Origin of the sequence: Sorangium sp. So ce145, from assembly GCF_051525985.1 — a bacterium.
Taxonomy (GTDB): domain Bacteria; phylum Myxococcota_A; class Polyangia; order Polyangiales; family Polyangiaceae; genus Sorangium; species Sorangium cellulosum_B.
Map to the genome: position 1 here is coordinate 7,766,031 of NZ_CP150315.1, position 24,405 is coordinate 7,790,435.

The 24,405-nt window shown below is 72.8% G+C and carries 19 protein-coding genes; 11 read left to right on the forward strand and 8 right to left on the reverse strand.

Going from position 1 to position 24,405, the window contains the following annotated elements:
* Positions 1-46: 46 nt before the first annotated feature.
* From WMF34_RS28460 to WMF34_RS28475, 4 genes are all read left to right on the forward strand, one after another.
* Positions 47-829 carry an ABC transporter permease gene (locus tag WMF34_RS28460; RefSeq protein ID WP_012238142.1) on the forward strand — a complete coding sequence of 261 codons (783 nt, stop codon included), beginning with the start codon at positions 47-49 and terminating at the stop codon, positions 827-829.
* Positions 829-1,902 carry an ABC transporter substrate-binding protein gene (locus tag WMF34_RS28465; RefSeq protein WP_437989765.1) on the forward strand — a complete coding sequence of 358 codons (1,074 nt, stop codon included), beginning with the start codon at positions 829-831 and terminating at the stop codon, positions 1,900-1,902. The genes WMF34_RS28460 and WMF34_RS28465 overlap by 1 nt, the downstream gene beginning before the upstream one ends.
* 132 nt (positions 1,903-2,034) lie before the next feature.
* Positions 2,035-3,579 carry a hypothetical protein gene (locus WMF34_RS28470; RefSeq protein WP_437989766.1) on the forward strand — a complete coding sequence of 515 codons (1,545 nt, stop codon included), beginning with the start codon at positions 2,035-2,037 and terminating at the stop codon, positions 3,577-3,579.
* A gap of 537 nt (positions 3,580-4,116) precedes the next feature.
* A complete protein-coding gene (locus tag WMF34_RS28475) occupies positions 4,117-5,250 on the forward strand; it encodes an SMP-30/gluconolactonase/LRE family protein (RefSeq protein ID WP_437989767.1) in 1,134 nt (377 codons plus the stop codon).
* Between the two features lie 34 nt (positions 5,251-5,284).
* Here WMF34_RS28475 and WMF34_RS28480 read toward each other — a convergent pair whose 3' ends face one another.
* On the reverse strand, positions 5,285-7,666 hold the full coding sequence (locus WMF34_RS28480) for a glutamine amidotransferase (protein WP_437989768.1): 2,382 nt from the start codon (positions 7,664-7,666) through the stop codon (positions 5,285-5,287).
* A gap of 247 nt (positions 7,667-7,913) precedes the next feature.
* On the opposite strand from WMF34_RS28480, the gene WMF34_RS28485 reads away from it, so the two are divergent.
* Positions 7,914-9,254 carry a PAS domain-containing protein gene (locus WMF34_RS28485; protein ID WP_012238147.1) on the forward strand — a complete coding sequence of 447 codons (1,341 nt, stop codon included), beginning with the start codon at positions 7,914-7,916 and terminating at the stop codon, positions 9,252-9,254.
* A 34-nt stretch (positions 9,255-9,288) separates the two neighbouring features.
* On the opposite strand, the gene WMF34_RS28490 is transcribed toward WMF34_RS28485, so the two are convergent.
* From WMF34_RS28490 to WMF34_RS28500, 3 genes are read right to left on the reverse strand one after another with little or no spacing between them, the layout of a single operon-like run.
* Positions 9,289-9,711: a hypothetical protein gene (locus WMF34_RS28490; protein ID WP_437989769.1), complete on the reverse strand. Its 423-nt coding sequence runs from the start codon at positions 9,709-9,711 to the stop codon at positions 9,289-9,291.
* Between the two features lie 6 nt (positions 9,712-9,717).
* The gene (locus tag WMF34_RS28495) at positions 9,718-10,632 is read right to left on the reverse strand and encodes a DUF4159 domain-containing protein (RefSeq protein WP_437989770.1); all 915 of its coding nucleotides are present in this window, start codon (positions 10,630-10,632) and stop codon (positions 9,718-9,720) included.
* Entirely contained in the window at positions 10,629-11,324 is a 696-nt protein-coding gene (locus WMF34_RS28500; protein ID WP_437989771.1) for a hypothetical protein, read from the reverse strand. The genes WMF34_RS28495 and WMF34_RS28500 overlap by 4 nt, the downstream gene beginning before the upstream one ends.
* Positions 11,325-11,467: 143 nt before the next feature.
* Between WMF34_RS28500 and WMF34_RS28505 the strand changes: the two genes are divergently transcribed.
* The 3 genes from WMF34_RS28505 to WMF34_RS28515 all read left to right on the forward strand — a co-directional run bounded on the left by WMF34_RS28505 (position 11,468) and on the right by WMF34_RS28515 (position 15,908).
* Positions 11,468-12,928, forward strand: coding sequence for an N-6 DNA methylase (locus WMF34_RS28505; protein WP_437989772.1), 1,461 nt, complete (start codon positions 11,468-11,470; stop codon positions 12,926-12,928).
* Positions 12,925-14,247 carry a restriction endonuclease subunit S gene (locus WMF34_RS28510; RefSeq protein WP_437989773.1) on the forward strand — a complete coding sequence of 441 codons (1,323 nt, stop codon included), beginning with the start codon at positions 12,925-12,927 and terminating at the stop codon, positions 14,245-14,247. The genes WMF34_RS28505 and WMF34_RS28510 overlap by 4 nt, the downstream gene beginning before the upstream one ends.
* Before the next feature lie 230 nt (positions 14,248-14,477).
* The gene (locus WMF34_RS28515) at positions 14,478-15,908 is read left to right on the forward strand and encodes a B12-binding domain-containing radical SAM protein (RefSeq protein WP_437989774.1); all 1,431 of its coding nucleotides are present in this window, start codon (positions 14,478-14,480) and stop codon (positions 15,906-15,908) included.
* Between the two features lie 158 nt (positions 15,909-16,066).
* Here WMF34_RS28515 and WMF34_RS28520 read toward each other — a convergent pair whose 3' ends face one another.
* The gene (locus tag WMF34_RS28520) at positions 16,067-16,711 is read right to left on the reverse strand and encodes a hypothetical protein (protein WP_437989775.1); all 645 of its coding nucleotides are present in this window, start codon (positions 16,709-16,711) and stop codon (positions 16,067-16,069) included.
* 280 nt (positions 16,712-16,991) lie between these two features.
* Between WMF34_RS28520 and WMF34_RS28525 the strand changes: the two genes are divergently transcribed.
* On the forward strand, positions 16,992-17,531 hold the full coding sequence (locus WMF34_RS28525; protein ID WP_437989776.1) for a hypothetical protein: 540 nt from the start codon (positions 16,992-16,994) through the stop codon (positions 17,529-17,531).
* Positions 17,532-17,558: 27 nt separating this feature from the next.
* Here WMF34_RS28525 and WMF34_RS28530 read toward each other — a convergent pair whose 3' ends face one another.
* The gene (locus WMF34_RS28530) at positions 17,559-17,735 is read right to left on the reverse strand and encodes a hypothetical protein (RefSeq protein ID WP_437989777.1); all 177 of its coding nucleotides are present in this window, start codon (positions 17,733-17,735) and stop codon (positions 17,559-17,561) included.
* 36 nt (positions 17,736-17,771) lie between these two features.
* Entirely contained in the window at positions 17,772-19,556 is a 1,785-nt protein-coding gene (locus tag WMF34_RS28535; protein ID WP_437989778.1) for a hypothetical protein, read from the reverse strand.
* 101 nt (positions 19,557-19,657) lie between these two features.
* Between WMF34_RS28535 and WMF34_RS28540 the strand changes: the two genes are divergently transcribed.
* The gene (locus WMF34_RS28540) at positions 19,658-21,115 is read left to right on the forward strand and encodes a hypothetical protein (RefSeq protein WP_012238158.1); all 1,458 of its coding nucleotides are present in this window, start codon (positions 19,658-19,660) and stop codon (positions 21,113-21,115) included.
* 67 nt (positions 21,116-21,182) lie between these two features.
* A complete protein-coding gene (locus WMF34_RS28545; RefSeq protein WP_012238159.1) occupies positions 21,183-22,562 on the forward strand; it encodes a cytochrome P450 in 1,380 nt (459 codons plus the stop codon).
* A 146-nt stretch (positions 22,563-22,708) separates the two neighbouring features.
* Here WMF34_RS28545 and WMF34_RS28550 read toward each other — a convergent pair whose 3' ends face one another.
* The gene (locus WMF34_RS28550; protein WP_437989779.1) at positions 22,709-24,295 is read right to left on the reverse strand and encodes an SNF2-related protein; all 1,587 of its coding nucleotides are present in this window, start codon (positions 24,293-24,295) and stop codon (positions 22,709-22,711) included.
* Positions 24,296-24,405 lie beyond the last annotated feature (110 nt).

The following is a 24,405-nucleotide window of genomic DNA, read 5'->3' on the forward strand; positions in this document are numbered from 1 at the left end:
CAGCATCTTCCTGGCGCGGCGGCCTCGCGCTAGAGAAGGCCGAGCCGTGCGACCCACCCCGCTCCAAGCCGTCGCGCCGCCGCTCGCCGCGCTCGTGATCCTTCTGGTGCTCTGGGAGGCGCTCGCCCGAGCGCTCAGCGTCCCTGCCTACCTCCTGCCGCCCCCCTCGGACGTGGCGCGGGCGGGCGCGGTGAACGCCGCCACCCTGCTCGCCGGCGCCGTCACGACGGCGAAGGCCGCGCTCGCGGGCTTCTTCCTCAGCGCCGCGGCCGGCGTGCTCGCCGCCATCGCGCTCGCCTCGTCGCGCCCGCTCGAGAGGGCGCTCTATCCCTATACCGTCTTCCTGCAGACCGTCCCGATCGTCGCCATCGCCCCGCTGCTCGTGCTCTGGTGCGGCCCCGGCCTGCGCGCGGTCGCGGTCTCGGCGTTCATCGTCTCCGTGTTCCCGGTCATCGCGAACACGCTCGCGGGCCTGCGCTCCGTCGAGCCCGCGCTGCGGGATCTCTTCCGGCTCTACGGGGCGGGCCGCTTCGCCACGCTCCGCAAGCTCGAGCTGCCCTCGGCGCTCCCCCACCTCGTGACGGGGCTCCGGATCGCGGCGGGCCTCGCCGTCATCGGCGCGATCGTCGGGGAGTTCGTCGCCGGCTTCTCGGAGGACGCCGCCGGCCTGGGCATCCTGGTCCTCTCCGCCTACCGCCAGCTGCGCACGGATCTGCTCTTCGCCGCCGTGCTGCTCGCCTCCGGGCTCGGCCTCGCGCTGTTCGGCGCCGTCGACCTCGCCGGCAGGCGGCTCTTGCGGCGCTGGCATCCTTCGGAGATCAATCGCTGATGCACTTCCCCGACAGCCGCCGGTCGTTCCTGCGACGCCTCGCGTCCCTCGCCGCCGTCCCCCTCCTCGCCCCCGCCTGCTCGCGCTCGCAGTCGCCGGAGGGCGACGGGCGCGCCTCGTCCGCGTCCCCGCAAGGAAGCGCGCCGGCCGCGCCTTCGCAGAGCGCGCCCGGCGCGGCTGCCCCCAGCGCGCCGGCCGCGAAGGTGAAGCTCGCCCTCAACTGGGTCCCGGAGCCCGAGTTCGGCGGGTTCTACGCCGCGCGCGAGTCGGGCGCGTTCGCCAAGGAGGGGCTCGATGTCGAGATCCTCGGCGGCGGCGCCGGCGTGCCGGTCGTCCAGATGGTGGCCGGCGGGCAGGTGGATTTCGGCATCTCCGGCGCCGACGAGGTGCTCACCGCCCGCGCCCGCGGCGCGGACGTGCTCCCCCTCTTCGCCGTGTTCCAGACCTCGCCGCAGGCCATCATGACCCACGAGAGCCGCGGCGCGAAGGGCATCGCCGACATCCTCAAGTCGGGCACGCTCGCGATCGAGCCGGGGCTGCCTTACGCCGCGTACCTCAAGAAGAAGTACGGGTTCGACAAGGTGAAGGTCGTGCCGTACGACGGCGGCGTCGCCCGCTTCGTCGCCGACAAGGACTTCTCCCAGCAGTGCTTCATCACCGCCGAGCCGATCGCGGCCAAGCGCAAGGGGAGCGATCCCGCCGCGTTCCTGGTGGCCAGCGAGGGGTTCAACCCGTACGTCGTGGTCGTGATCACGCGCGCGGCCCTCTGGAAGGAGAACCCGGAGCGCGTCCGCGCGTTCGTCCGCGCGACGCGCGAGGGCTGGCGCACATACCTCCAGGATCCGACGCGCTCCAACGAGATCATGGCCAAGCTCAACACCTCGATGGACGCGGAGACCTTCGTCGCCGCGGCCGAGGCGCAGCGGCCGCTGATCGAGACCACCGAGACCAAGGAGAAGGGCCTCGGCGTGATGACCAGCGAGCGCTGGGAGACGCTCGCGAAGCAGCTCGTGGACCTCGGCGTGCTCGAGAAGGCGCCGCCGATCGACGAGGTGCTCGTCGCGACGCGCTGAGCCGCGCGACAGGCGCGCGGCGCGACAGGCGCGGCGCGCGGCGAGAGATCTCGGCGCGCGACTTCGTCTAGAATGTCGCACGCCGCGCCTCGTGGCGCAGCCGCGCCTCAACGCAAGGGAAGAACGCCCTCCATGGCTTCCACGCATCGACCTCGGGCCAGCCGGCTCAAGTTCGCCTCGCTGCCCCTCGCGGCGGCGTACATGCCTGCCGCCGTCGCCATCGCCTTTGCCGCGTGCGGCGACGAGTTCACGGCGCGCCCGCCCGACGCGTCGACGAGCTCGAGCACCGGCGGCGGGAGCGGCGGGAGCGGCGGGAGCGGCGGCGGGTGTCCTGGAGGCGGCATGCTCTGCGGCGACGCGTGCGTCGACCCGATGACGGACGCGCAGCACTGCGGCGCGTGCGACGTCGACTGCCCGACCTTCGGCGGCGAGCCGACCTGCCAGGACGGGGTCTGCCAGTCGCCGGCGTGCGAGGAGAACCGCGGCGACTGCGACAAGGACCCCGAGAACGCCTGCGAGGTGGACCTCCTCACGAGCACCGCGCACTGCGGCAGCTGCGACAAGCCCTGCGGCGGCCAGTGCGTGCGGGGCGCCTGCGTCGCGCCCACGCACATCGCGGCCGGCACGGATTACACGTGCGCGGTGCTCAGCGACGGCTCGGTCTGGTGCTGGGGCAGGAACACCTGGGGCAACCTCGGCGACGGGACGCTGCAGCAGGATCGACCGCTCCCGAGGCCGGTCATGGGCCTCAGCGGCGCCGCCAGGGTCGCGGCGAGCATCTCGTCGGGGCGCGCGCACACCTGCGCGGTGCTGGCCGACGGCGCGGTGGCGTGCTGGGGCGCGGGCAACAGCGGGCAGCTCGGCGACGGCGAGGCGACGAACTCCCCTTCCCCCGTGCGCGCCAAGGAGCTCGCGGGCGCGACCCAGGTCGCCGTCGGCGGGACCCATACCTGCGCGGTGACGGCGTCGCACGAGCTCTATTGCTGGGGCGAGGGCAGCTCCGGCCAGCTGGGCTACGGCGACGAGGTCGATCGGATCGAGCCCACCGTGATGCTGGACGGCGTGGACTCGGTGAGCGCCGGCCTCTCGCACACCTGCGCGGGCATGATCGAGCGGATGGGCGAGCGCACGATGAACTGCTGGGGCCACAACGAGAGCGGCCAGCTCGGCCTCGGCAACTTCAACCAGCAGAACACCCCGCAGCCCGTCCCGGGCCTCACCAGCGTCGCGATCACGGCCGCGGGCGCCTTGCACACGTGCGCCGCGCCGGCGCGCGGCGTGGCCTCCTGCTGGGGCAAGGGAGAGCAGTTCCGCCTCGGGACTGGCGTCGTGAACCCCGAGGCGAATCCCCGGAAGATCCCGGACCTCGTGGACGTGACCCGGATCTCGCTCGGCGCGAGGCACTCCGGCGCGGTGCTGGCGGGCGGCGAGGTGCTCCTGTGGGGCGACAACGCGAAGGGGCAGCTCGGCAACGGCACGCAGGATCCGGTGCTCCTTCCGGAGTCGATCGGGCTGACCGACGTGGTCGAGCTGGCCCTCGGCGATGACCACAGCTGCGCGCTCAAGCGCACGGGCGAGATGCTCTGCTGGGGTGACAACAGGAACGGCGAGCTGGGCGACGGGACCGTCGAGCCCCGGCTCGTGCCGACGCGCGTCGCCTGGCCGGCGCAGCCTTAGCGCGACGCCTCGACCGCGGGGACCGCCGCGCGCCTGATGCTGCCTTCGGGAACATTCGGCAGCAATCACCAACATGCCACCAGGACGCGCTCTCCGACCGTTGCACACATTCGTCACCACGTGCACTGCGTAACTAACGTGAACCGACGTGGACTGACGTGAACCGGCATGAACCGGCGTGGACTGACGTGGACCGGCGTGGACTGACGTGAACCGGCGTGGACTGACGTGGACCAACGTGGACTGACGTGACCGCGCTGTGCAGGCAGGGCGCAAGCGCGCAACCACGCGGAGACACATGTGAAACATGACGCGGGCGACGCGGGCGACGCGATGCCGGTCAGCCGGGCAGCGGCCTCCCTGATATTTCATGAACCGAAGAATTTCGACTCGACAGCCAATCAGCTCAACCGCATATACTCCAGCTATCATGGCCGCGTCGTCAGCCTGACGAAGCCAGGTAATTTGCACTTTGGCTTCTGGACGCGACCTATTTCGACAACCCCGGTCCGGCAACCATGGACCCCTGGAGGGCACATGTCGCAATCCGTCACGTCAAAATTATCGTATTCCAACGGAAAATGGTTGGCTTGCGGCACGCTGGCGCTCCTCTCCGCGGTGTCGCCGCTGATCCCGGGTCCGGCGCTGGCGCAGGGGGGATGCTACGGCGAGATCAAGACGTTCGCGACGGTCCCGGCGGCCCCGGGGTTCCCCGAAGGCATCGCGGTCCATGGGAATCGGGTCTACGTCTCCGGCCCAGCGACGTTCGGCACCGCAGGTCAAGGCCCGTCGACCATCGAAGTATTCGACAGGGACAGCAAAGTCCACAAAGCCACGATCAAGGTGGCGGGCGAGACGCTCGCCGACGAGCATGCGCTGAGCTGCATCGCCGTCGACGAGGATGGCCGGGTCTACGCGCTCAGCACGCAGCTCGGCCTCCTGCGCTTCAGGAAGACTGGACATGGATATGTTCAGGAGAGCTACGGCGCTCCGCTGCCGGCTCTGCCGCCGTGCGTGATGGCCGCGCCGGGAGAGGTGTGCTCGCCGAAGCCCTTCCCGATGCCGCCGCTGCCGAACGATATCGCCTTCGACGAGGAGGGTTACGCGTATGTGACCGACTCGCTGCAGGCGACGATCTTCCGCTACCCGCCCGGGGGCGGCGCGCCGGAGATCTGGTTCCAGAGCGCCGCCCTCGTCGGCAGCGGCGACGTGCCGATCGGCGTGAACGGGATCCGGCTCGATCCGGCGCGGGAGCACGTCTATTTCTCGGTGTCGTTCTCCCCGTCGGACCCGAGCCTGGGGTCCATCTACCGGCTACCCCTCGTCGAAGCCCCCGAAGAGGCCGATCTGGAGCTCGTCCACGACTACGATGCTGGCGAGGCGCCCGACGGGTTCGCGTTCGGCAAGTCGGGGAAGCTCTATGTCACGCTCGCGGCGGCCAACGCGATCTCGGTGCTCGACGAGCACGGGGTCGAGGAGTCGCGCATCGAGAGCGCACCAGGGGAGGAGATTCCCCTCGACGCCCCCGCCAACGTGGCGTTCAACGACCCGGCGCAGATGCTGCTCATCGTGAATCACGCGAGCTTCACCAGGAACCCCGCGCACTTCGGGGTGCTGAGGGTCTGGGTCGGCGACAAGGCCGATCCGCTCGAGAAGCCGTCGCTCCCTTGAGACGAGACCAGGGCTCCGGCCGGCGCCCTCCCCCTCAGGCGAGGCCCCCGCGCCGGCGCACGATCCAGTGCGCGCCGAGCGCCGCCGCCGCCGCCAGCGTCCAGGCCCAGGGGGGCAGGAGCGGCGCGACGTGGCGCTCGGCCGCCACCTGCGTCGCCGCAGGCAGCGACAGCGAGCCGGCGGCCGACGGGAGCACCGACGCGCCGCCCGTCGCGCGGGCGATCGCCTCCAGGCGGGCGACGTCGGGGCGGGGATCGGCCCACTCGTCGCCGCCGCGCTCGCACGCGAAGTCGCGCCGCGTCGTCGCCCGCTTCTGGTCGCCTCCGTCGCCGGCGGCGCCTTCCGGGACGATCTCCACCGTGGCCGAATAACCCCCGGGCTCGAGGCGACCGGCGGCGAGCTCGACCGGCTCGCCGCCCTCGCCGATCGGCGCGGTCAACGTCTTCACGACCGCGCCGCTGCCGAGGCGCGCGATGGTCACCCTGGCCTCGCCGCGCTGCCCGGCGAGGGGGCGCAGCACGAGCGCCGTCTCCTCGCCCGCGAGGCAACCGCCGCGCGGCTCGATCGCGGCGGGCTCGAAGCGCGGATCGCGCATGAGCCAGCCGAGCAGGGCGTCCCAGAACGCGCCGTGCGCGCGGCCCGCGGAGCTCGACGCGAACGCGCTGAAGAGCAGGCGGTGGCTGCCGTCGAGCGTCAGCGCGATCGTCCGGCCGCTCTCGTGCTCGCCCAGCGAGAGCACCGGCATCGGCGCGCCCGAGGCCGTCGTGCGGGTCGGGTGCGTCATGAGCACCGTCGCCCCGGGGAGCGGATCGCCGACGACGTTGGTCCCCGGCATCTCCGGCATCTCGTCGCCGATCAGCGCGAGCAGCGGCGCGAGCACCGGCGCCGCGCGACCCGCGGCGGTGATGCGCGGCACGAAGGCGCCGAGATCCACCTTGGGCGCGCGGCCGATGTCGAGATCCACCGGCAGGACGCGGGCGAGCCGCGTGCGCGCATAGTTGCCCGACACGAAGGCGTTCGGGCCGCCCACCATGATGAGCCCGCCGCCCTTGTCGACATACTGGGCCAGCGCCGGGAGGTGCTTGGTCAGGCCGTACGGCGCGGCGTCGAAGTCCTGCAGGACGACCGCATCGAAGCTCGAGAGGTGGACGCTGAAGAGCTCGTCGACCGGGAACGGGATCAGCGCGAGCTCGTCCGACGACGCGTTCACCTCGTCGCCGGGCGTGCGCAGGATGAAGAAGGCCACGACGTCGACCGAGGCGTCGGCCTTGAGCCACATCCGGAGCGCGCGCACGTCGTACGTCGGCCGGCCCGCCACGTGGAGCACCCGGATGCGGTCGCGCGCGACGTCGAGCGTGATGTACCGGACGTCGTTCTCGGGGAGCTCGTCGCCGTCCGGCGCCTTGATCGACACCTCCAGGATGCGGGTGCCAGCGCGGTCGAGCGTCACGCCGAGCTCGACCGTGCCGACGCCGCCCTCGACGTGCGCCGTGCCCGTGGCGAGCGTCGTGGGCGCGCCCTGCTCGCGCAGCTCGCGGGCCACGACAGGCACGGCGTCGCACGCGAGGCCGCCGCTGCAGCCGATGTCGATGCGGAGCGAGAGCGGCTGGTGGGCGACCGCGGCGCCGGAGGTCCGGACCGCGCGGACGCCGGCGTCGCGCACGGACTCGGTCGCCACCGCGACCGTGTGCACCGGGACGTCGAGCCCCTCCAGCGCGGCCCGCGTCGCCGCGGCGGTGTCGTCGGGGCCCGGGCGGTCGAGCCGGCCATCGGAGACGACGACGAACGCCGACGGCCGCTCGTCGGCGGCGCGGGCGAGCGCCTCGAGCGCGGCGCTGAGATCCGAGCGGCGCTGCGGCCGGCCTCGCGCGGGCGCCGCGGCCGACGCGGGGGCGGCGGCCGGCGCCCCCGCGCCCGCGTCCCTGTCGGGCGCTGGCGCGGCGCCAGCGCTCACGCCCGGCGCCGGCGCGGAGCCGCCGCCTTCGCTTGCCTGCCCGTCGGCCGGCAGCGGCGCCCCTTCGCCGAACACGTAACGGGAGAGCCGGACGTCGGCGCGCTTCCCGAGCTCCTCGAGCGCGCGCTCGGCGCTGTCGCGGCGGGTCCCCGCGACGCCCGGCAGGTCCATGGATCGGGAGCCGTCGACAAGCACCACGACCTTGGGACCGACGAGGCTCCCGCGCGACGTGACCGCGACCGGGCGGAGGATGGCGGCGAGCAGGCCGAGCACGGCGAGCGCGCCCGTGAGCGCCGTGCCGAGCGCCGCGCGCGCGGGCGCGGCGCCCACCGCCCCGGCGGCGCGGCCACGCGCGCGGACGAGCTCGAGCACGAGCAGGCCGAAGCTCAGGGCCGCGACGACGCAGGCGACGGCGACGATGGGCGACGAGAGGTCGCCCGAGGGCGCGAAGCTCCGGGTCACGGCCGCTCCGGGAGCGAGAGGAGCGCGGGAAGCGCGCGAGAAGACGGAGTCCCGCTCGCCGCGCCGGCGCGGGAGAGCGACAGCGCGAGCAGCGAGTCGAGGGCGCGTGGCACGCGCGGAGCCTAGTACATCGGAGCGGGGTGTCCCAGCCCGGCGCCGTTGCTGCGACCTCTCGGGCGACCTCGAACGAGGGTGAGCCACCTTGAAACGCCGGGTGCGCCGCGCGTAGGCTCGAACCCTTGTGACGATGCGCGAAGAGCAGGACGAGGCCGGGCGGCTCAGGGCAGAGAACGCAGAGCTGCGCGCGCGTGTCGAGGCGCTGGAGAAGGCCCTGGCGGAGCGCTCCAACGGTCACGCACAGAACGGAGCCGCGCCAGGACACGCACAGAACGGCGCCGCGCCGGAAGGCGCGGCAGGCGCGGAGGCCCTCGACGCGCTCGAGGGGCTGCCCACGGCGGTGCCGGCGGTGCTCCACTGGCGCCTGGACGGCGCGGTGACGTACTGGAACGACAGCGCCGAGCGCCTCTTCGGCTGGAGCGCGAGCGAGGCCGTCGGCCGCCCGCTGGCCGAGCTCGTGGGCGCGGTCCCCGTGTCCGCCGCCGCGGCGCGGGCGTTCGACTTTGCCCGGGAGGAGAGCCGCTTTGCCGCGACCACGAGCGCGTGCAGGACGAAGGGAGGTCACCCGCTCCTCTGCCGGTGGACCTACGCCGTGCTGCGCGACGGCAGGGGCGACGCGCTCGAGATCGCGGCGCTCGTCGATGACGCCGGCGACCGGGAGCGGAGGGAGAAGACGGTGCAGGGGCGGTACCAGCTGCTCCTGCAGCTGGTGGACAACGCGCGCAGCTCCATCTTCGTCAAGGACACCGCGGGCCGCTACGTCCTGGCCAACCGCACGCACGCGCAGATGCTGAACAGGCACGTCCTCGAGCTCATCGGCCGAGACGAGGCCGAGCTGGGCGCCGTGGACCCCGGGGCCACCGCGATGATCGTGGCGAAGGAGCGGGAGGTGCTCACCGGCGGGCAGGTCATGCAGTTCGAGGAGGTGGTGCCGGTAGACGGCACTCAACACCATTTCTTCACGGTCAAATTCCCGATCCACGACGAGCGCGGGACGCCGATCGGCATGGGCGGCATCGTGACCGAGATCACGTCGCTGAAGCGCGCGGAGGCGGAGCGGGCCGCGCTGCAGGAGGAGATCATCTTCGCGCAGCAGGCCGCCCTCCGGGAGCTGTCCACGCCGCTCATCCCGCTCGCCGACCGGGTGGTCGCGATGCCGCTCGTCGGGACGATCGACAGCGTGCGGGCGGAGCAGATCATGGAGACGTTGCTCTCCGGCATCAGCAGCCAGGGCGCCCACACGGCGATCCTGGACATCACCGGCGTGCGCGCCGTCGACACGCACGTCGCGGACGCGCTGACGCGCACCGCGCGCGCCGCCCAGCTGCTCGGCACCCGCGTGGTGCTCACCGGCGTCCGCCCGGAGGTGGCGCAGACGCTCGTCACGCTCGGCGTGGATCTCTCCGGGATCACGACGCTGAGCACGCTGCAGAGCGGCATCGCGCACGCCCTCCGCCACGCCAGACGGTAGCTGAGCGCGGCCAGACACCAGAGCTCCTGGCCGCTCAGCCCTCCTGCGTGAGGTACCGGAGGAGCGCGGCCTCATCGCTCGTGATCAGCCGCTCGATGCCGTCATCCCTCGCGAAGCGCTGGATCTGGAGCGCGCCGGCGACGCTCTGCACGAGCACGCCGACCCGCCGGAAGCCCCGCAGCCAGTGCGGTCGGAAGCGCTTCATCGTCGCCTCGAACGACGGATCGTTCCTGCCGGGGACGGCGCGGACGTCGACGAAGAGGGCGTGATGGGCGCGGCCCAGCCGGTCGAGGACGCGGATGAGCTCCCCCATCACGGCCTCGATCTCCTCCAGCGACGCGAACGGCCTGGAGCTGCGGACGGTCCAGACGACGCGCAGGGACGCGTCGAACAGCACGGTGAAATGGTCGTCCTGCCAGACCAGCTTCGGCGCAGCGGCGAGGCGACCCGGAGTCATCGCGCCTCACCGCCGCGCGGGCGCGGAGCGGGGTCGGTTGTCGTCGATGGCGCGGCGGCGCATCAGGAACGGCGCGTGCACCTGGTCGTCCTTGTAGTTCGAGCAGAGCACGTACATCGCGATGTTCACGGCCAGGCGGAACGCGCGCTCCCGCTGCGCCTCGCCCCCGGGCGTGACCTCGACGCTCGGCCCCCCGCCCTCCGAGCGCGCCAGGGCGCCGGCGAGGTCGTGGTCGGAGAAGATCACCTGCGGCATGCCGCCGCGAACGATCGCGGAGAGCTTCGGCGGCCCCTCGACGCGGCCGACGGCGCGCGGGAGGAGATAGAAGGAGCGGAAGACGACGTTTTCCGTGCCGATCGGGATGGGAGAGCCCTCCGGCAGGACGCGGGCGAGCTCGCGCCGCGCGGCGCGGCCGAACGCGCCGCTGCCCGGGGCGAAGTCGTCGACGAGGAGCACGCCGCCGAGCGCGAGGAAGCGGCGCAGGCCGAAGACCTCGCGCTCGGTGAGCGGCGGGAGATCGCCCTCGCCGCCCCAGAGCGCGAACGGCTCGGCGAGCAGCGCCGGATCGTCGGCGCGGACCGTGGTCGGGTTGCGGCGCGCCGGCGCGCTCGTCCGCCGCTCCAGCTCGAACGACCAGCGCGCGGGGGCGGTGGCGCGCACCCCCTCCCATCGCGCGTCGCCCGTCAGCAGCGGCCGCGGGTTCCACGCCCCCTCCTCGCCGAAGGCGCGCACGGGGCGCGGCACCGCGAGGAGGAGCAGCGCGGAGACAAGCACCAGCGCCGCGGCCGCGAGGCGCCGCGGTCGCGCCACGGCGAGGCGCCGCGGCCGGGCCGAGGCGGCGGGGCGTGAGGGCGGCGGCGCCGCCTCACCGCCCTGGCCGCGCGGCCGGCGAGCGCCGAGCCGGCCGAGCCATCGTCTCAATCGAAGTCCTCGACCCGCCATACGCCCGCCTCGCGCCGGAGCTTCACCTCGTGCCCACCCGGGATCTGCACCGTCGCGGAGTCGCCGGCAATCCGGACCTCGAGCCCCTCGGGCTGGGCGAGCCCCTCGACGAGCGAGCGGAGGTCGCTCTCGATGGCGGCGCGCGTGGCCGGCGTGAGGACGCGCAGCAGGCCGGCGTAGCTGCGGCGCGCGAGGACGCGGCGGAGCTGCTGGAGGGCCTGCTCGGGGGTGCGGCCGCCCGCGGGCAGCGCGTCGGCGGCCGAGATCCGGAAGGCGCGCTCGCGCTCGTCGAGCTCGAGGGTCGCGATCTCGCCGTCCGGGTAGCGGACGCGGGCGCGGGTCTTGACCACGACCCCGGGCGCCGTGACGCTCCGCGCCTGCTCCGCGAGCTCGGCGCGCGCCTCGGCGACGCGCCGCCGCACCTCGTCGCGCGACATCGCGGTGCGGCTCTTGTCGCTCAGCATGCCGTAGATGGCGTCGGCGTCGCCGCGCGCCGCCGCGTCGGCGTAGACCTGCACCGCCTCCTTGGGATCGGGGAGCGAGGGCGACGCGCAGGCGAGGCCGGACAGCGGCAAGAGCGACAGGAGCGGCAGCGGCAGCCGCGGCGGCAGCGACGATCGGAGCGATCGCGGCAAGAAGAGCGCGAGCAGCGAGGTGAGGGCGCGCGGCACGGGACGAGCCTAGTACATCGGCGGCGGCGCGTCCCAGCGCCATGGACGAGCGCGGCGGCCGCCGTGAGGCGCCCGGCCGTGGTAAGCCGGCTCCTCCCGCGCCTCGCCTTCCCGCTCCACGACCCGAACGAAGCCGCCGCCGCATGACCGACGTTGTTGGAAAGCTCTGGGGGTTCTGCCACACGCTCCGCCACGACGGCATCGACCACGGGGACTACATCGAGCAGATCACCTACCTGCTCTTCCTGAAGATGGCCTCCGAGCGAGGCATCGATCTCTCGCGCGTCGAGCACAGGACGCCCCGCGGCGAGGTCGACGCGACCGACTGCTCCTGGCCCGCGCTGCGCGCGCGCAGCGGGCAAGCGCTGCTCGACCGCTACGCCGACGTCCTCCGATCCCTCCACGGAGCCCCCGGCGTCCTCGGGGAGATCTACGCGGGCTCGCAGCCGCGCTTCAAGAGCCCCGCGAGCCTCGGGAAGCTCGTCGACCTCATCGACGAGATCGAGTGGACGCGCCTCGGCGTGGACATCCAGGCCGCGGCGTACGAGGGCCTCCTGGAGAAGGCCGCCGCCGAGGGCAAGAAGGGCGCGGGGCAGTACTTCACGCCCCGCGCCCTGATCCAGTCGATCGTGCGGTGCATCAGGCCCGATCCGCAGGGGAAGCCGGGCTTCGCCCTGTGCGACCCGGCGTGCGGCACCGGGGGCTTCCTCGTCGCCGCCTGGGAGTGGATCGAGGCCGAGGCGCGGGGAGCGCTCGACCGGGAGGCGGCGCGCCGGATCAAGGCCGGGGCGTTCTTCGGCCAGGAGCTCGTCGCGCGCCCCCGCCGGCTCGCCCTGATGAACCTGTACCTCCACGGGATCGAGCCGAGGATCACCCTCGGCGACTCGCTCGACGCCCCGCCGGACGAGCGGTTCGACGTGATCCTGACGAACCCGCCGTTCGGCACGAAGGGGGCCTACGAGACGCCGCGCCGCGAGGATTTCGCGATCGCGACCGCGAACAAGCAGCTCAACTTCATCCAGCACGTGCTGACGATCCTGAGGCCCGGCGGCCGGGCGGCGATGGTCCTGCCGGACCATTGCCTTTTCGCCGACCAGGCAGGCGCGGTGCTGGAGATCCTCGCCAGGGGCTGCGACCTGCACACGGTGCTCCGCCTGCCGCACGGGACCTTCACGCCGTACAGCGCCGGGGTGAAGGCCAACGTCGTCTTCTTCACGAAGGGCCGCGCGACGGAGAGGGTCTGGATCTACGACGCCCGGACGGGCGTCCCGTCGATCACCAAGAAGGGCCGGCCGCTCTCCCCGGCGCACTTCGCGGAGTTCGAGCGGTGCTACGGCGGCGACCCCGACGGGCGCGGGGCGCGCGAGGCGGCGAGCTCCAGCGAGGGTCGGTTCCGCAGCTTCGAGCTCCGCGAGGTGAAGGAGCGAGAGTTCAAGCTCGACGGGCTGAGGTGGCTCAAGGAGGAGTCGCTCGACGAGGCCGGCGAGATGCCCGAGCCGGAGGAGCTCGCGACCGACGCCCTCCAGGAGCTGACGGAGGCGGTCGCCGCGCTGAACCGCGTGCTCGCGCTGCTCGAGGGCGGGGCGAAGGCGGCGGAGGCGTGAGCGGGCCGCTGCCCGAGGGGTGGGCCGAGACGACGCTCGCGTCGATCTGCTCGCACCGGAGCGGGAGCTCGAAGCTCATCAAGGGGAAGCTCCACGCCGAGCAGCGGCCAGGGCGCTACCAGGGGTTCAGCGCCGCCGGCCCCGACGTGTGGTGCGACGGCTGGGAGCACGAGGGCGAGGCGATCGTCGTCTCCGCGGTGGGGACGCGGTGCGGGAAGGCGTTCAAGGCGCGCGGGCGGTGGTCGGCGATCGCGAACACCCATGTGGTCTGGCCGGATGAGCGGGCCATCGACGTCGGTTACCTGTTCCTCCACCTCAACGACGAGGGATTCTGGGCGAAGGGCGGCTCCGCGCAGCCGTTCGTGAAGGTGCGCGAGACGCTCGAGCGGCCGTTCGCGCTGCCCCCCCTCCCCGAGCAGCGCCGCATCGTCGCGAAGGCCGAGGCCCTGCTCGGTGAGGTAGACGCGGCGAAGGCCCGGCTGGCAAGGTCGTCGCTGCTCCTCCGGCGGCTCCGGCAGGCCGTGCTGGCGGCGGCGTGCTCGGGGAGGCTCACCGAGGACCTGCGCGCGCCGGGCGCCGCCGCGCCGGCCGCGGGACCGGCGGAGCCCCCGCCGCGCTGCTCGACGTCGGCGCCGGCCGCGCCAGGGGCGAGCTGCGACGGTCCGGAGCGCCCCCTGCCGCCGTCCTGGGTCCGCTGCCCGTTCGGCTCCCTGGTGGACAACCACGATGGCCGACGTGTCCCCGTGAGCTCCGCGGTTCGAGCGAGGCGCCGGGGGCCGTATCCGTATTACGGCGCGTCGGGGGTCATCGACTCGATCGATGGCTACCTGTTCGACGGGGAGTATCTGCTGATCGCCGAGGACGGCGCGAACCTCCTGTCGAGGAACACCCGGGTGGCGTTCGCCGCGAGCGGGAGGTTCTGGGTGAACAACCATGCTCATGTGGTCCAGCCGAAGGCCGGCGTGGTCCTCGGGTACCTCGAGCTGCTCCTGAACTCGCTCGACCTGCAGCACCACGTGACCGGCTCGGCCCAGCCGAAGCTCACGCAGGCGGCGCTCAACGGCATCCCCGTGCCGGTGCCGCCGGCGGAGGAGCAGGCGGAGATCGTCCGCCGCGCACAGGCGCTCTTCGCGCTCGCCAGCGAGGTCGAGGAGCGCGTGGCCCGCGCTGCGGCCCGGGCCGACAGGCTCCCGCCCACGATCCTCGCCAGGGCGTTCTCCGGAGAGCTCGTGCCCACCGAGGCGGCGCTGGCCCGCGCGGAGGGGCGGGGCTACGAGCCGGCGGAGGCGCTGCTGCGCCGCGTCCGGGGGATGGGGTGAGCGGCTAGCTCTCGGTTTGATCGACATCGATAGTCATCGTTCCTCTCGCTTCCTCGGCCCCCTCACGCGTCCACCACCGTCCCTCCACGGTAGCTCCTCCGGATTCTGGAATCGACGCGTCCCGCCTTCCGTTATTCTCAGCACGTCTCACCGGATCGCCTTCCCCCCGCGGATCCACGCCGTCATCGCGGGTCCGATCCGATGAGAACCATGATCCCGAGGAGGCGCTGATGAAGGTGCGGATCGTCGTGAGTTACGTCCCCCGCTATCGCCGGGGCCACCGCTTCCATTTCGTCCCGCCGGTCACCGGGATCCACCTCGCGGCGATCACCCCGCCGGAGCACGAGGTCGAGCTCTTCCACGAGCAGGTGCGCCCCGTCCCCGTCGACGCCTCGCCGGACGTGGTCGCGCTCTCGTTCTTCTCCGGCTTCGCGCGCCGCGCCTACGCGCTCGCCGATCGCTACCGCGCCCTCGGCGTGCGCGTCGTCGCCGGCGGCCCGCATGTCTCGTACTGGATCGAGGAGGCGCTCCAGCACGTGGACGTGGTGGTCACCGGGGAGGCCGAGGCGGTCTGGCCCTCGGTCCTGCGCGATCTCGCGCGAGGCACGCAGCGCCGCGTCTATCACGGCGAACCGGCGTCGCTCGCGGGGTTGCCGACCCCTCGCTACGATCTGCTCGAAGAGCGCTTCCTGGTCCCCCGCGTGCTCCAGGCGACGCGCGGCTGCCCGTTCACGTGCAGCTTCTGCACGGTGCCCGACCTCAACCCCGGCTTCCGCGTGCGCCCCGTCGACGAGGTGATCCGCGACATCGCCACCACGCATTTCCCCCGCTTCTGGCAGGAGAAGGTCGCGTGGTTCTGGGACGACAACCTGCTCGTCCAGCGCCGCTGGGCCAAGGAGCTCCTGCGCGAGCTCGCCGGGCTCGATCGCTGGTGGCTCACGCAGGCATCCATCGATATCGTCAAGGACCGGGAGCTGCTCGACGCGATGGAGCGGTCCGGCTGTATCGGCATCTTCCTCGGCATCGAGAGCCTCGACGAGGCCGATCTCAAGAGCGTCGACAAGCGCCAGAACCGCGCGCGCGAGTACCGCGAGGCCATCCGGAAGCTGCACGATCGCGGGATCTGCGTGATGGCGGGCTTCATCTCGGGCTTCGACGATCAGACGCCGGAGGTCATCGCCTCCACGGCCGATCGGCTGAACGAGATCGGCGTCGACGTCCCGTTCCTGAGCATCCTCACGCCGTTCCGGGGCACGCCGCTGTACGACGAGCACCGGCGAGACGGGCGCATCCTGGAGGAGCGTGACTGGCCCCATTACAGCGGCTACGGCGTCGCCTTCCGGCCGGCGCGCATGTCCCCCGAGCAGCTCCTCGCCGCCCACCGCCAGATGTGGAATCGCGCCTTCGGCCCCGCGGCGGTGCTCGAGCGCCTCGCGCGCGGCGCGCGGTCGCTGAGCCGCGGCGCCATGATGCTTTCGGCGGCGATGAACGGCTTTTACGGCCTCAAGCAGATCACCGGCAACGAGCCGGCCGCGCCGCCGCTCGAGCCGGAAGGGACGATCCGGCACCCCGCGCCCGGGGACGCCCCGGCCCGGCTCTCGCGCCTCGGCCTGAAGCGGTCCGCGAGCGCGGCCGACAGCTCAGTGGAACGCACGGCGTAGCGGCGCCGCGGCGAACGCTCACCAAGCGTCTCGCCGTCGAGCCACTCCATCGCGAGGTAGGGGCACCCCGCGGCGGTCGCGCCGTTCGCGATGTACCGCACGACACCCGGGATCTGGAGTGACGCCAGCACCTCGTGTCCCCGCGAACGAAGGTCGAGCTAGGGCAAATCTCTGATCTCCGACGTGCACGACCCCTCGTCGCAGCGCGCCGCGACCGCTTGCTCGCTCTCTCTCTCGAGCCGACGGCCGTCCTCCGCGAGCGACGGCTGCGACGGGCAATCGCACAGCGGCGAGCCGGCGAGGCACGCCGCCTCGGCGGCCTCGAACGCTTCCTTGTCGTCCGCGTCCACGCCGACGAACAGGACGTCTCCGCAGCAGGTCGTGACGTGCGGCAACACGACGCAGTCGCTCGCCTGTTCGCAGGCCTTGCTGAACGCCGGAAAGCTCGACTCGCGGCACGTCAGGCCATGGCTGCTCGCGCCCCCGGAGCCGCCGGCTCCGCCGCTCGCGGCGCTGCCGCCGCCGCCTCCGGAGCCGCCAGCGCTCGCGGCGCTGCCACCCCCGCCCCCGGAGCCGCCGACTCCGCCGCTCGCGGCGCTGCCGCCGCCTCCGCCGCTCGCGGCGCTGCCGCCGCCGCCTCCGGAGCCGCCAGCGCCGGCGCTGCCGCTCGCGCCCGCTCCGCTGGTGCTGGTCGATTCCGCGCTCGCAGGTCCATGGTCATCTTCGCCGCACGCCGCGCCGCCCAGCATCGCCCACGCAATGAAGGAACCACGAGCCAACCAGAGAAAGCACTTGTGTGTCATGGCCGCCGCGTCGAGCACGGGACATGCCCGCTCCGGCACGAGAGAAACCCGCTGGTTTTCTGTGCCATGGCGAGCCACGACATGGCAGCGCACGGCAAGGCGATCAGGCCGAGCTCGGGGGCGGCGGTCATGCGCGCCGTCGTCCATGGACATGCGATACCTACGATTGGAACAGACTTGACGAGCACACGTGTCGTGCGTGCATCGAGCCACGGCCCAGGTCGAACCAGCCGTACGGTCACTTGACGCCGGAGGCGTAAGCGAGTGATGCTCCGGCGCCATGGCGGGCTCGAAGCGTGTGAACGCGTCCCTGGCGATGGCGCTGATCGGGCTTGCGGCGGCCGGCGGGTGTACCGCGCTGGCGGGGCTGGACGAAAGCTACCATCTGGTGGGCGGAGGCGGCGGGACCGGCGGCAGCTCGACGGGTGGCGGGACCGGTGGCAGCGCGGGCGGCAGCTCGACGGGAGGCGAGGCCGGCGGCAGCTCGACGGGAGGCGAGGCGGGCGCTGGCGCGGGCGGCGAGGTCGGCGCCGCGGGCGGAGCCGGTGGCAGCGCCGAATGCGCGACCTGCTCGTTGCCACCTTACGACACCGACGATCCGGCGGACATGTGCGAGGCGTCGGCCGAGATTTACGAGGTGCTCATGGACTGTCTCTGCGTTGCCTGCGGCCTGGTGGAGGAATTGCCCTGCTATGGCGCGTGCGGCGCCGGCGAGGCGCGGAGCGCCGAGTGCAACGAATGCCTCGCCTCTGTGGCCGCCAACGTGGAGGGTGAGTGTGCGCCGGAGGTCACCGCGTGCGAGTTCGACACGGGCGAGTGATCTCGGCCCCCCGGTGTCAGCGCTCGCTCAGCAGGGCGTGAACATCTCGGCGCCGAGATACGTATTCGTGAACTGGCTGTCGACCGGGTTGCCGAGGTAGTCGTAGCGCTGCACGTTCACCTGGGTGTCCGAGCCGACGCCGGTCCAGCACGAGACCTTGCAAACCTGGGCGCGGCGGCGGGACTGTCGCCTGGCAGAGGACAAGGGCCTGCAAGGAACGACCCCCGGCGCGCGCGCTCGTCATCGCGGCGCCGCCCAGATGCTGCAGCAATGGAAGCGCTCCCGGCCCGAGACGCGCGATCTGGGCCCCGCTTTCGTGCCCACCTCGAGGATGTACACGGCGTCCGCGTCCACGGCGAGCCTGGCGGGGTGCCTGTGGTGGGCGCCGAGGATGCGCAGCGCGCGCTGCTCCCCGCTCCGGCGGACGACGAGCGACGAGCTCCAGTCATCCTCGCACCGCGCATAGAACACGTCCCCTCCACGCGCGGCGAAGCTGCAGTCGACGTTGTGGGACATGGATCTATCGAGCAAGCTCCCCAGGCGAGGCAGGGCGCGGAAGCCATCCTCTCGAGAAAGGCTGAAGAGGTCGTCGTCCGCTGCCCAAAACAGCGCCTCGCCGCTCGCGCTGAAGTGGAACGCTGGCACCCGCGCGCGCGCCAGCACCTCGGGGCGCCCTCCAGTCTTGTCGATCCGCAGCAGCCGCGTGCCACCGGGACCGTCGTCGGACAGGTAAACGTACAGATCGTCGATGGCGAGCTTGTCCGGGCTCTCCAGGCCCCTCACGAGCACTTCGATGGAACCGCCTCGCTTCGGGAGCTTCAGCGCCGCGCGCTGTGCTCGGTCCACCCAGTACACGCTCGTCGCGTCGACCGCCACGAGCTCTGGCAAGGCCGGCGATCCCCGGAGATCCTCCCGCGACGCGCTCGGACCGTAACCGTAGGGCTCCGGCGCCGACAGCGCGCGGGCGACGTCGTCGGACACGACCAGCGTCTCCCTCGAGCCTCCGGTCAGGCTCGCGCGCACCAGCCTGCCGTCCACGGTGAGGAAGAAGGCATGCGCCTCGTCGAGCGCGGGCGCAGCGCCGAGCTGCTCGAGCTTCAACGCGGGCGTCGAGGCGCCTCCGCGCTTCGGCGTCACCCACAGCACGTCACCCGTCTCCTGTCGCGTCGTGTAGTAGAGCGCCGACCCCAGGACAGCGATGGATCCGATGGGCACGCCGTCGAGCACCACGAGCCGCCGCGCGCGGGGGGCCTCCGGATCGAGCCGGAGCAGCATCCTGGAGGAGAGCGCGTAAAGCTTCCCCGCGATCGGATGGATGGTCCACGCCCGGTCGGCGGGCGGCAGCCTCGCGACCTCTTGCCAGGCCCCGCCCGAGAGGGGCGCCCTGAACAGCGCCTTCTGAGAGGCTCGATAAAGAGAGCGGCCATCGCTCGCGAACGTGTATTCGCTCCGCAGCGTGTCGCGCGCGCGCGCCACCGGGATCGCTGGACCTCCTCGCGCCGGCTGCCGCATCAGGTAGTCCCCGCTCCTCCGGTACAGAAAGCCCGAGTCCACGAGCTCGGTCCGGTCGATGGATGGCCCGGCCGGCGCGTTCGCGGCGACCCCAGGCGGGCCCTCGCGCCTGGAGAGCCAGAGCGCTCGATCGCTGGTCCCGGCCGTCGACAGCGCGCCAGGAAGCGACGCGGTCACGATCGGCTCGCCGAAAGGATCCACATCGTCCATCAACCGCGCGCCGCCTTCGAGATCGAGCCGACGGAGGCCGTGTCCTCGTGTCTCGGTGAAGTACAGCGCACCACCGCGGATGCCTTTCAGGGACAGATCCGACCTGCCGTCAAAGTCCGTATCCGCCACGGCGATGACGTCGAGCACGGGTTGCTGCTCGGGCTCTTCTTCCTTGCCCTCGTCTCGGAACAGGAGATCGAAATCGCTCACGGGCCGCGGAGGCGGCGCGGCCCCGCAGCCCACCACGACCATCGCCCCGCTCCATGCCACGGCGCGCACGATCTCGTGAAGGCCCCGGCTCACCCTGCCGGACGCCCCGCACCTCCGCCCCTGGCCGCCCATACGCGTGAGCGTATCACCTCATGGCTTGTGGCGCGGCGACCGCGAGGGCATGAAGCCCGCTCATGCCCCTTCGAGAGCTCCTCCCCATCGTCCTCCTCGGCGCAGGGATCGCGCTCGGGGCGGGGAGCGCGGCCTGCGTCGCGCGGCAAGGCTCGACCGGCGCGAGCTCGTCGAGCGCCGCCGCGCAACCGGCGCGACCGAGCGCATCGGCGAGCGCGTCCGCGGCGGCGCCGGCGCAACCGGCGGCGAGCGACCCGGCCGCGCCCGGGGGAGCCGCGCCCGAGCCGCCGCCCCCGTCGGCCGAGCAGATCGCGCGCCTCCCGCCGGGCGCCGCGATCTACGCCTCGCTTCGCAACAGCGCCCTCGACGCCGCCGTCCAGTACGTGCCCCAGATCGCCGAGGTCCTGATCGAGGCGAACCGCGCGCTCGGCAGCCAGGATCCGCCGGACGTGACGCTCGCGAAGGCCGGAGTCGATCCGCGAAGGCCGATCCTGGGCGCCGTGGTGCCCGCGTCCGAGAAGAGTGCGCGCGCGGTCGTCGACGCCATGGCCAAGGGGGCCTCGGGCAAGGCGCTCGAGAAGGTCGTCCGCGAGCACGCGGCGGACGTGACGCGGGTGCGGCTCCTCGTTCCGCTCGTGAGCGGGGCGGACCCGCGGCGCGCCCTGGCGGGCGTGGTGGACGTCCTCGCGGGCGGCGCCCCGCTGGAGGCGTGCCCGGGCGCCGCGCGCTGCGCCGGCTTCGGCGCCCGGGCGCCGCTCGGCGTGGCGCAGGGCGGGATCGCCGCCGTCGCGATCTACGCGGACGGCGCCGACCTCCGGCTCGACGTCGTGATGTCGCTCTTCGGGTCCGGCGGCGATCCGGCCGCCCTGAAGGAGCTCGTCGCGTTCGGCGAAGAGGTCGGGGGTCCGGAGGGCAGGTGCTCCAGGTTCGACGCGAGCCCCGTGGTGTCGGTGTGCCTCGATCCCGAGCGGATGGGCGAGCTGGGCGCGACCGACGGCTACGGCAAGATCGCGAGGGCGCTCTCCGGAGGCCACGTCGATCCAAGGGTGATCCCGACGATCGCCGCCCAGGGCTTCGCCGAGGCCCGGCAGAACCTCCGGCTCGCCGCGCCGGCGCGCAGGCTCGCCAGCGACGGCACCCTCGGGGTCACCGCGCAGGGCAAGCGGAGCCGCTTCGTCGCGTCGTGGGCCCTGACGGACGCCTCGCGCGCCGGCGTCGAGAGGGCGTTCGCCGCCGAGCGATGCGCCGCCGGCGAGGCGGCGGTCACCGAGCTCTTGCCGGCGCTCCGCGCGGCGGTCGGCGATCCGGGGAAGGGCTTCGACGACCCGAAGAAGGTCGTCACCGCGTTCGAGGAGGCAGGCTGGTCTGCCTACCTGATCGCCGCCGGCGGCCCATGGCTGAACCTGCTCGGCGTGATCGCACGTGTGCTCGAGCAGGGCCCCGGGACCGACCCCGACTACCATGTATGCGCCCGATACGACGGCGGGCGGCTCGTCCTCGTGTCCGAGATCCGGAGATGACGGCGCGCCCCTCTCCGGGCGCCCAGGCCGCGCCGGCGTGATGATACACGTGGAGGTCGCACGCGCCATGACCACCGCCCTCCCCGCTTCCTTCGCCGATCTCCCGCTCCTTCAGGGCCGCAACCCCCTCGCCCGCCGCATCGAGACGCGGCATGGATTCCCCATCCTCCCCGGCCGCTTCCCGGTCGTGGGCCACATGCCGGCGATCGCCGTCGACGAGCTCGGCCTGCTCCGCGAGGGCCAGCGCCGCTTCGGCTCCCTCTTCTTCTGGGCTCCTGGCGTCGACGCCTGGCAGCTCATCTACGCATCGAACGAGGCCTTCTCGCTCTTCAAGAGCAAGGCCGTCGACTCCTCGTATCTGACCGAGGGCGGCGTCGGCCACCTCTTCGGTCAGACGCTGATGGCCCACGACGGCGCCTCGCACCGCCGCCTCCGCACCGCGATGAACGGGCCCTTCTCGCCGAAGGGCCTCGACGCCGCGGAGGTCGGCGCGATCGTCGCGACCAGCGTCGAGCGCAAGGTCCGCTCGTGGCTCGGCCGGCGCGACGTCCAGCTGCTGCGCGAGACCCGCGAGCTGGCCCTCGAGGTGATGTTCAAGATCACCGGCGTCGAGGACGACGAGCTCCCTGAGTGGCGCCACTATTACGAGGATCTGATGCTCGTGATCCTCAGCCTGCCCTTCGACGTGCCGGGCTCGCCGCGGCGCCGCGGCCTCCGCGCCCGCGCCTGGCTCGACGAGCGCATCGGCCGGATCCTCGCCGGCGTGCGCGCCCGCGGCGACGCAAAGGGCCTCCTGCCGGCGCTGCTCACGGCCCGTGACGAGCAGGGCGAGCCGCTCTCGGAGCAGGATCTCGTGGGCAACCTCCGCCTGCTCCTCCTCGCCGGCCACGAGACATCGGCCTCGGTCATGGCCTGGTGCGTCGCCCACCTCGCCGAGAGCCCCGCGGTCTGGCGCGCGCTCCGCGAGGAGGCGTCGAGCGCGCCGGATCTCCCGCGCTCGCCCGCGGATCTCCGCCGCTTCCCCTTCGCCGAGGCCGTGTTCCGCGAGGCGCTCCGCCTCCATCCCCCGGTGCCGCACGACGCCCGCCGCGCCGTCGCCGATTTCGAGCTCGACGGCCGCGCCGTCCCCGCGGGGACCCACGTGGCGATCCCGCTGGTCCTGCTCTCGCGCGATCCCGAGCTCTACCCGGATCCGGACAGCTATCGCCCCGAGCGCTGGCTCGGCCGCAAGGAGGCGCTCTCGCCGCTCGAGATCGCCCAGTTCGGCGGCGGCGCGCACTTCTGCCTCGGCTATCACCTCGCCTGGATGGAGATCGTCCAGTTCCTCGTCGCGCTCGGGCGGGAGCTACCGGCCTCGGGCCCCAGGCTCCAGGGCGGATTCCCCGCCTCGCGCTACCTCCCGGTGCTCCGCCCCTCGGGGGGCACGCGCGTCCGATTCGACGGCTGAAGCGCCGCGTCCGGCGACGCCATGACAAGCGGTCCGTCGCGCGGTTGATGGCGCGATCGTAGAGCAGCGTCCTTCTCCGCGTAAGCACGAAGTGTTCGTCTCTGGCGCGCAGGCGACGATCATGGCCACGGCGCGTGGCGCGTCTGTCACTCGGCTCCGGCGAGCAACCGCTCAATCTCGTGCATCGTCTCGACGTCATCGCCGACCATCGCCTTCATCGACCGGATCCTGCGGCACACGATCGCAGCGATCTTGTCTTCAACGGTATCGTCGGCATACGCCCAGTAGACCTGCGCAAAGCGTCCATTGCGGTGGCAGCGGCCCTCTATCTGCGCCATCTGGATCGCCGACCACCGCAGATCGTGGATCACCGCCGAGCGCGGCACCTCGTTGTGCTCGCCCTGGTGGAGCGAGATCCCCTCTTCCACGGTGAAGAGCACCACGCGCGGCTCGCCGCGCTGGAAGCGGAGGCGCTCGGCCTCCTTCTCGCCGGCCGGCAGCGCGCCGTGGATCAGCGCGCACGGGACGCGCTCCCGGGCGAGCGCGGCCTCCACGGCCTCGAGCGTCTCCATGAAGGCGACGGAGACCGCGACCTGATGCCCGTTGTCGAGCAGCTCACGCACCAGCTCCACGGTGCTGCCCACGCGGATGAGCGAGCTCTTCTGTCGCAGGCGCAGCATCGCGGCGAGCGCCGACTTCGGGTTCGCGCCCTTTGGCAGGAGATCCATCTCCCGGCGGAACGCGGTCCACGCCTGCGCGTAGAGCTCGCGCGCGGAGGCGTCGAGCTCGAGCGGGGTGAGGATGCGGTTGATCTCGGGCCAGCCGGCCACGTCCTCCGGGCGACGCCGCATCCCGACCGCCGGACAGCCGTCGAACAGGAGGGCGCGCACCTTCCCGCAGTCCGCCGGATCGCCGCGCCAGTCCCACCTGCCGAACGCGCCGCGCGCAACCCCGAGCCCCTGGCCTTCGCACCACTGCTCGAAGTCCTTCAGATCCGCGGAGCGGCTCCCGGTCGCGCTCGCCAGGAGCGGCGCGAGATACGATAGCTCCAGCGGGTTCTGCCCCGCGGTGGCCGAGAGCCACAGCGCGAACCCTGCGCGTGCGTTGAGCTTGACCGCGAGCTTGGAGCGCGCCGCCGCCGGGTTCTTGCAGCGATGGCTCTCGTCCCAGATCACCACGTCGAACTCCGCGGCGCTGCCGGCGCGCGCGAGGCCCTTCTTGGATCGAATCCTTCGCCGCGCCTCCGGGGTCACCTCGAAGAGCTTGCCCAGCCGATCATAGTTGATGATCACGATCTCTTTGCCTGCGTCGCCCATGGCCTGGACCGTGCGGCGCCAGTGCGCGACGACGGCGAGCGGACAGACGATCAGCACCGTCGTGACGTCCGGCATCTGGAGGACCGCTGCCCAGGCGGTGATCGTCTTGCCGAGGCCGACGTCGTCGGCGAGGAGGAACCCGGCGCGCCCGGCGGCCTTCGCGGCGGCGATGGCCCGCACGCCGTCCAGCTGGTGCGGGCGGAGGATCATCGCCCCGGCGGGGGCGGCCGGCGCGGGCGCGGGGTCGTCGTTGAGCTCGTGCTCGATGCGTCGCTCCCACGAGTACGGCGCGGCGCGGAACGGCGCGAGGGCCGGCGGGAGCGTCTCTGCGCGAACAACGAACACGCCGTGCTCCGCGTCCCAGCGCGCGCCGCTCGCGGACGCGACCGCGCGCATCGCGAACGGGACGTCGAGCACATGGGCTCGCTCTGGCGCCGCACGCGGAGCGGGGGCCGCTGGAGGGGCCGCTCTGGAAGCTCTACGCGGGGCCGACACCGTTCGCTTGGCACGCATCGTCGTCATGACGC

Coding starts and splice junctions, on each gene's coding strand:
- WMF34_RS28470 (WP_437989766.1), top strand. CDS start 2,035: ATGGCTTCCACGCATCGACCTCGGGCCAGCCGGCTCAAGTTCGCCTCG.
- WMF34_RS28505 (WP_437989772.1), top strand. CDS start 11,468: ATGACCGACGTTGTTGGAAAGCTCTGGGGGTTCTGCCACACGCTCCGC.
- WMF34_RS28465 (WP_437989765.1), top strand. CDS start 829: ATGCACTTCCCCGACAGCCGCCGGTCGTTCCTGCGACGCCTCGCGTCC.
- WMF34_RS28540 (WP_012238158.1), top strand. CDS start 19,658: ATGCCCCTTCGAGAGCTCCTCCCCATCGTCCTCCTCGGCGCAGGGATC.
- WMF34_RS28515 (WP_437989774.1), top strand. CDS start 14,478: ATGAAGGTGCGGATCGTCGTGAGTTACGTCCCCCGCTATCGCCGGGGC.
- WMF34_RS28485 (WP_012238147.1), top strand. CDS start 7,914: ATGCGCGAAGAGCAGGACGAGGCCGGGCGGCTCAGGGCAGAGAACGCA.
- WMF34_RS28520 (WP_437989775.1), bottom strand. CDS start 16,711: ATGACACACAAGTGCTTTCTCTGGTTGGCTCGTGGTTCCTTCATTGCG.
- WMF34_RS28475 (WP_437989767.1), top strand. CDS start 4,117: ATGTCGCAATCCGTCACGTCAAAATTATCGTATTCCAACGGAAAATGG.
- WMF34_RS28525 (WP_437989776.1), top strand. CDS start 16,992: ATGGCGGGCTCGAAGCGTGTGAACGCGTCCCTGGCGATGGCGCTGATC.
- WMF34_RS28545 (WP_012238159.1), top strand. CDS start 21,183: ATGACCACCGCCCTCCCCGCTTCCTTCGCCGATCTCCCGCTCCTTCAG.
- WMF34_RS28490 (WP_437989769.1), bottom strand. CDS start 9,711: ATGACTCCGGGTCGCCTCGCCGCTGCGCCGAAGCTGGTCTGGCAGGAC.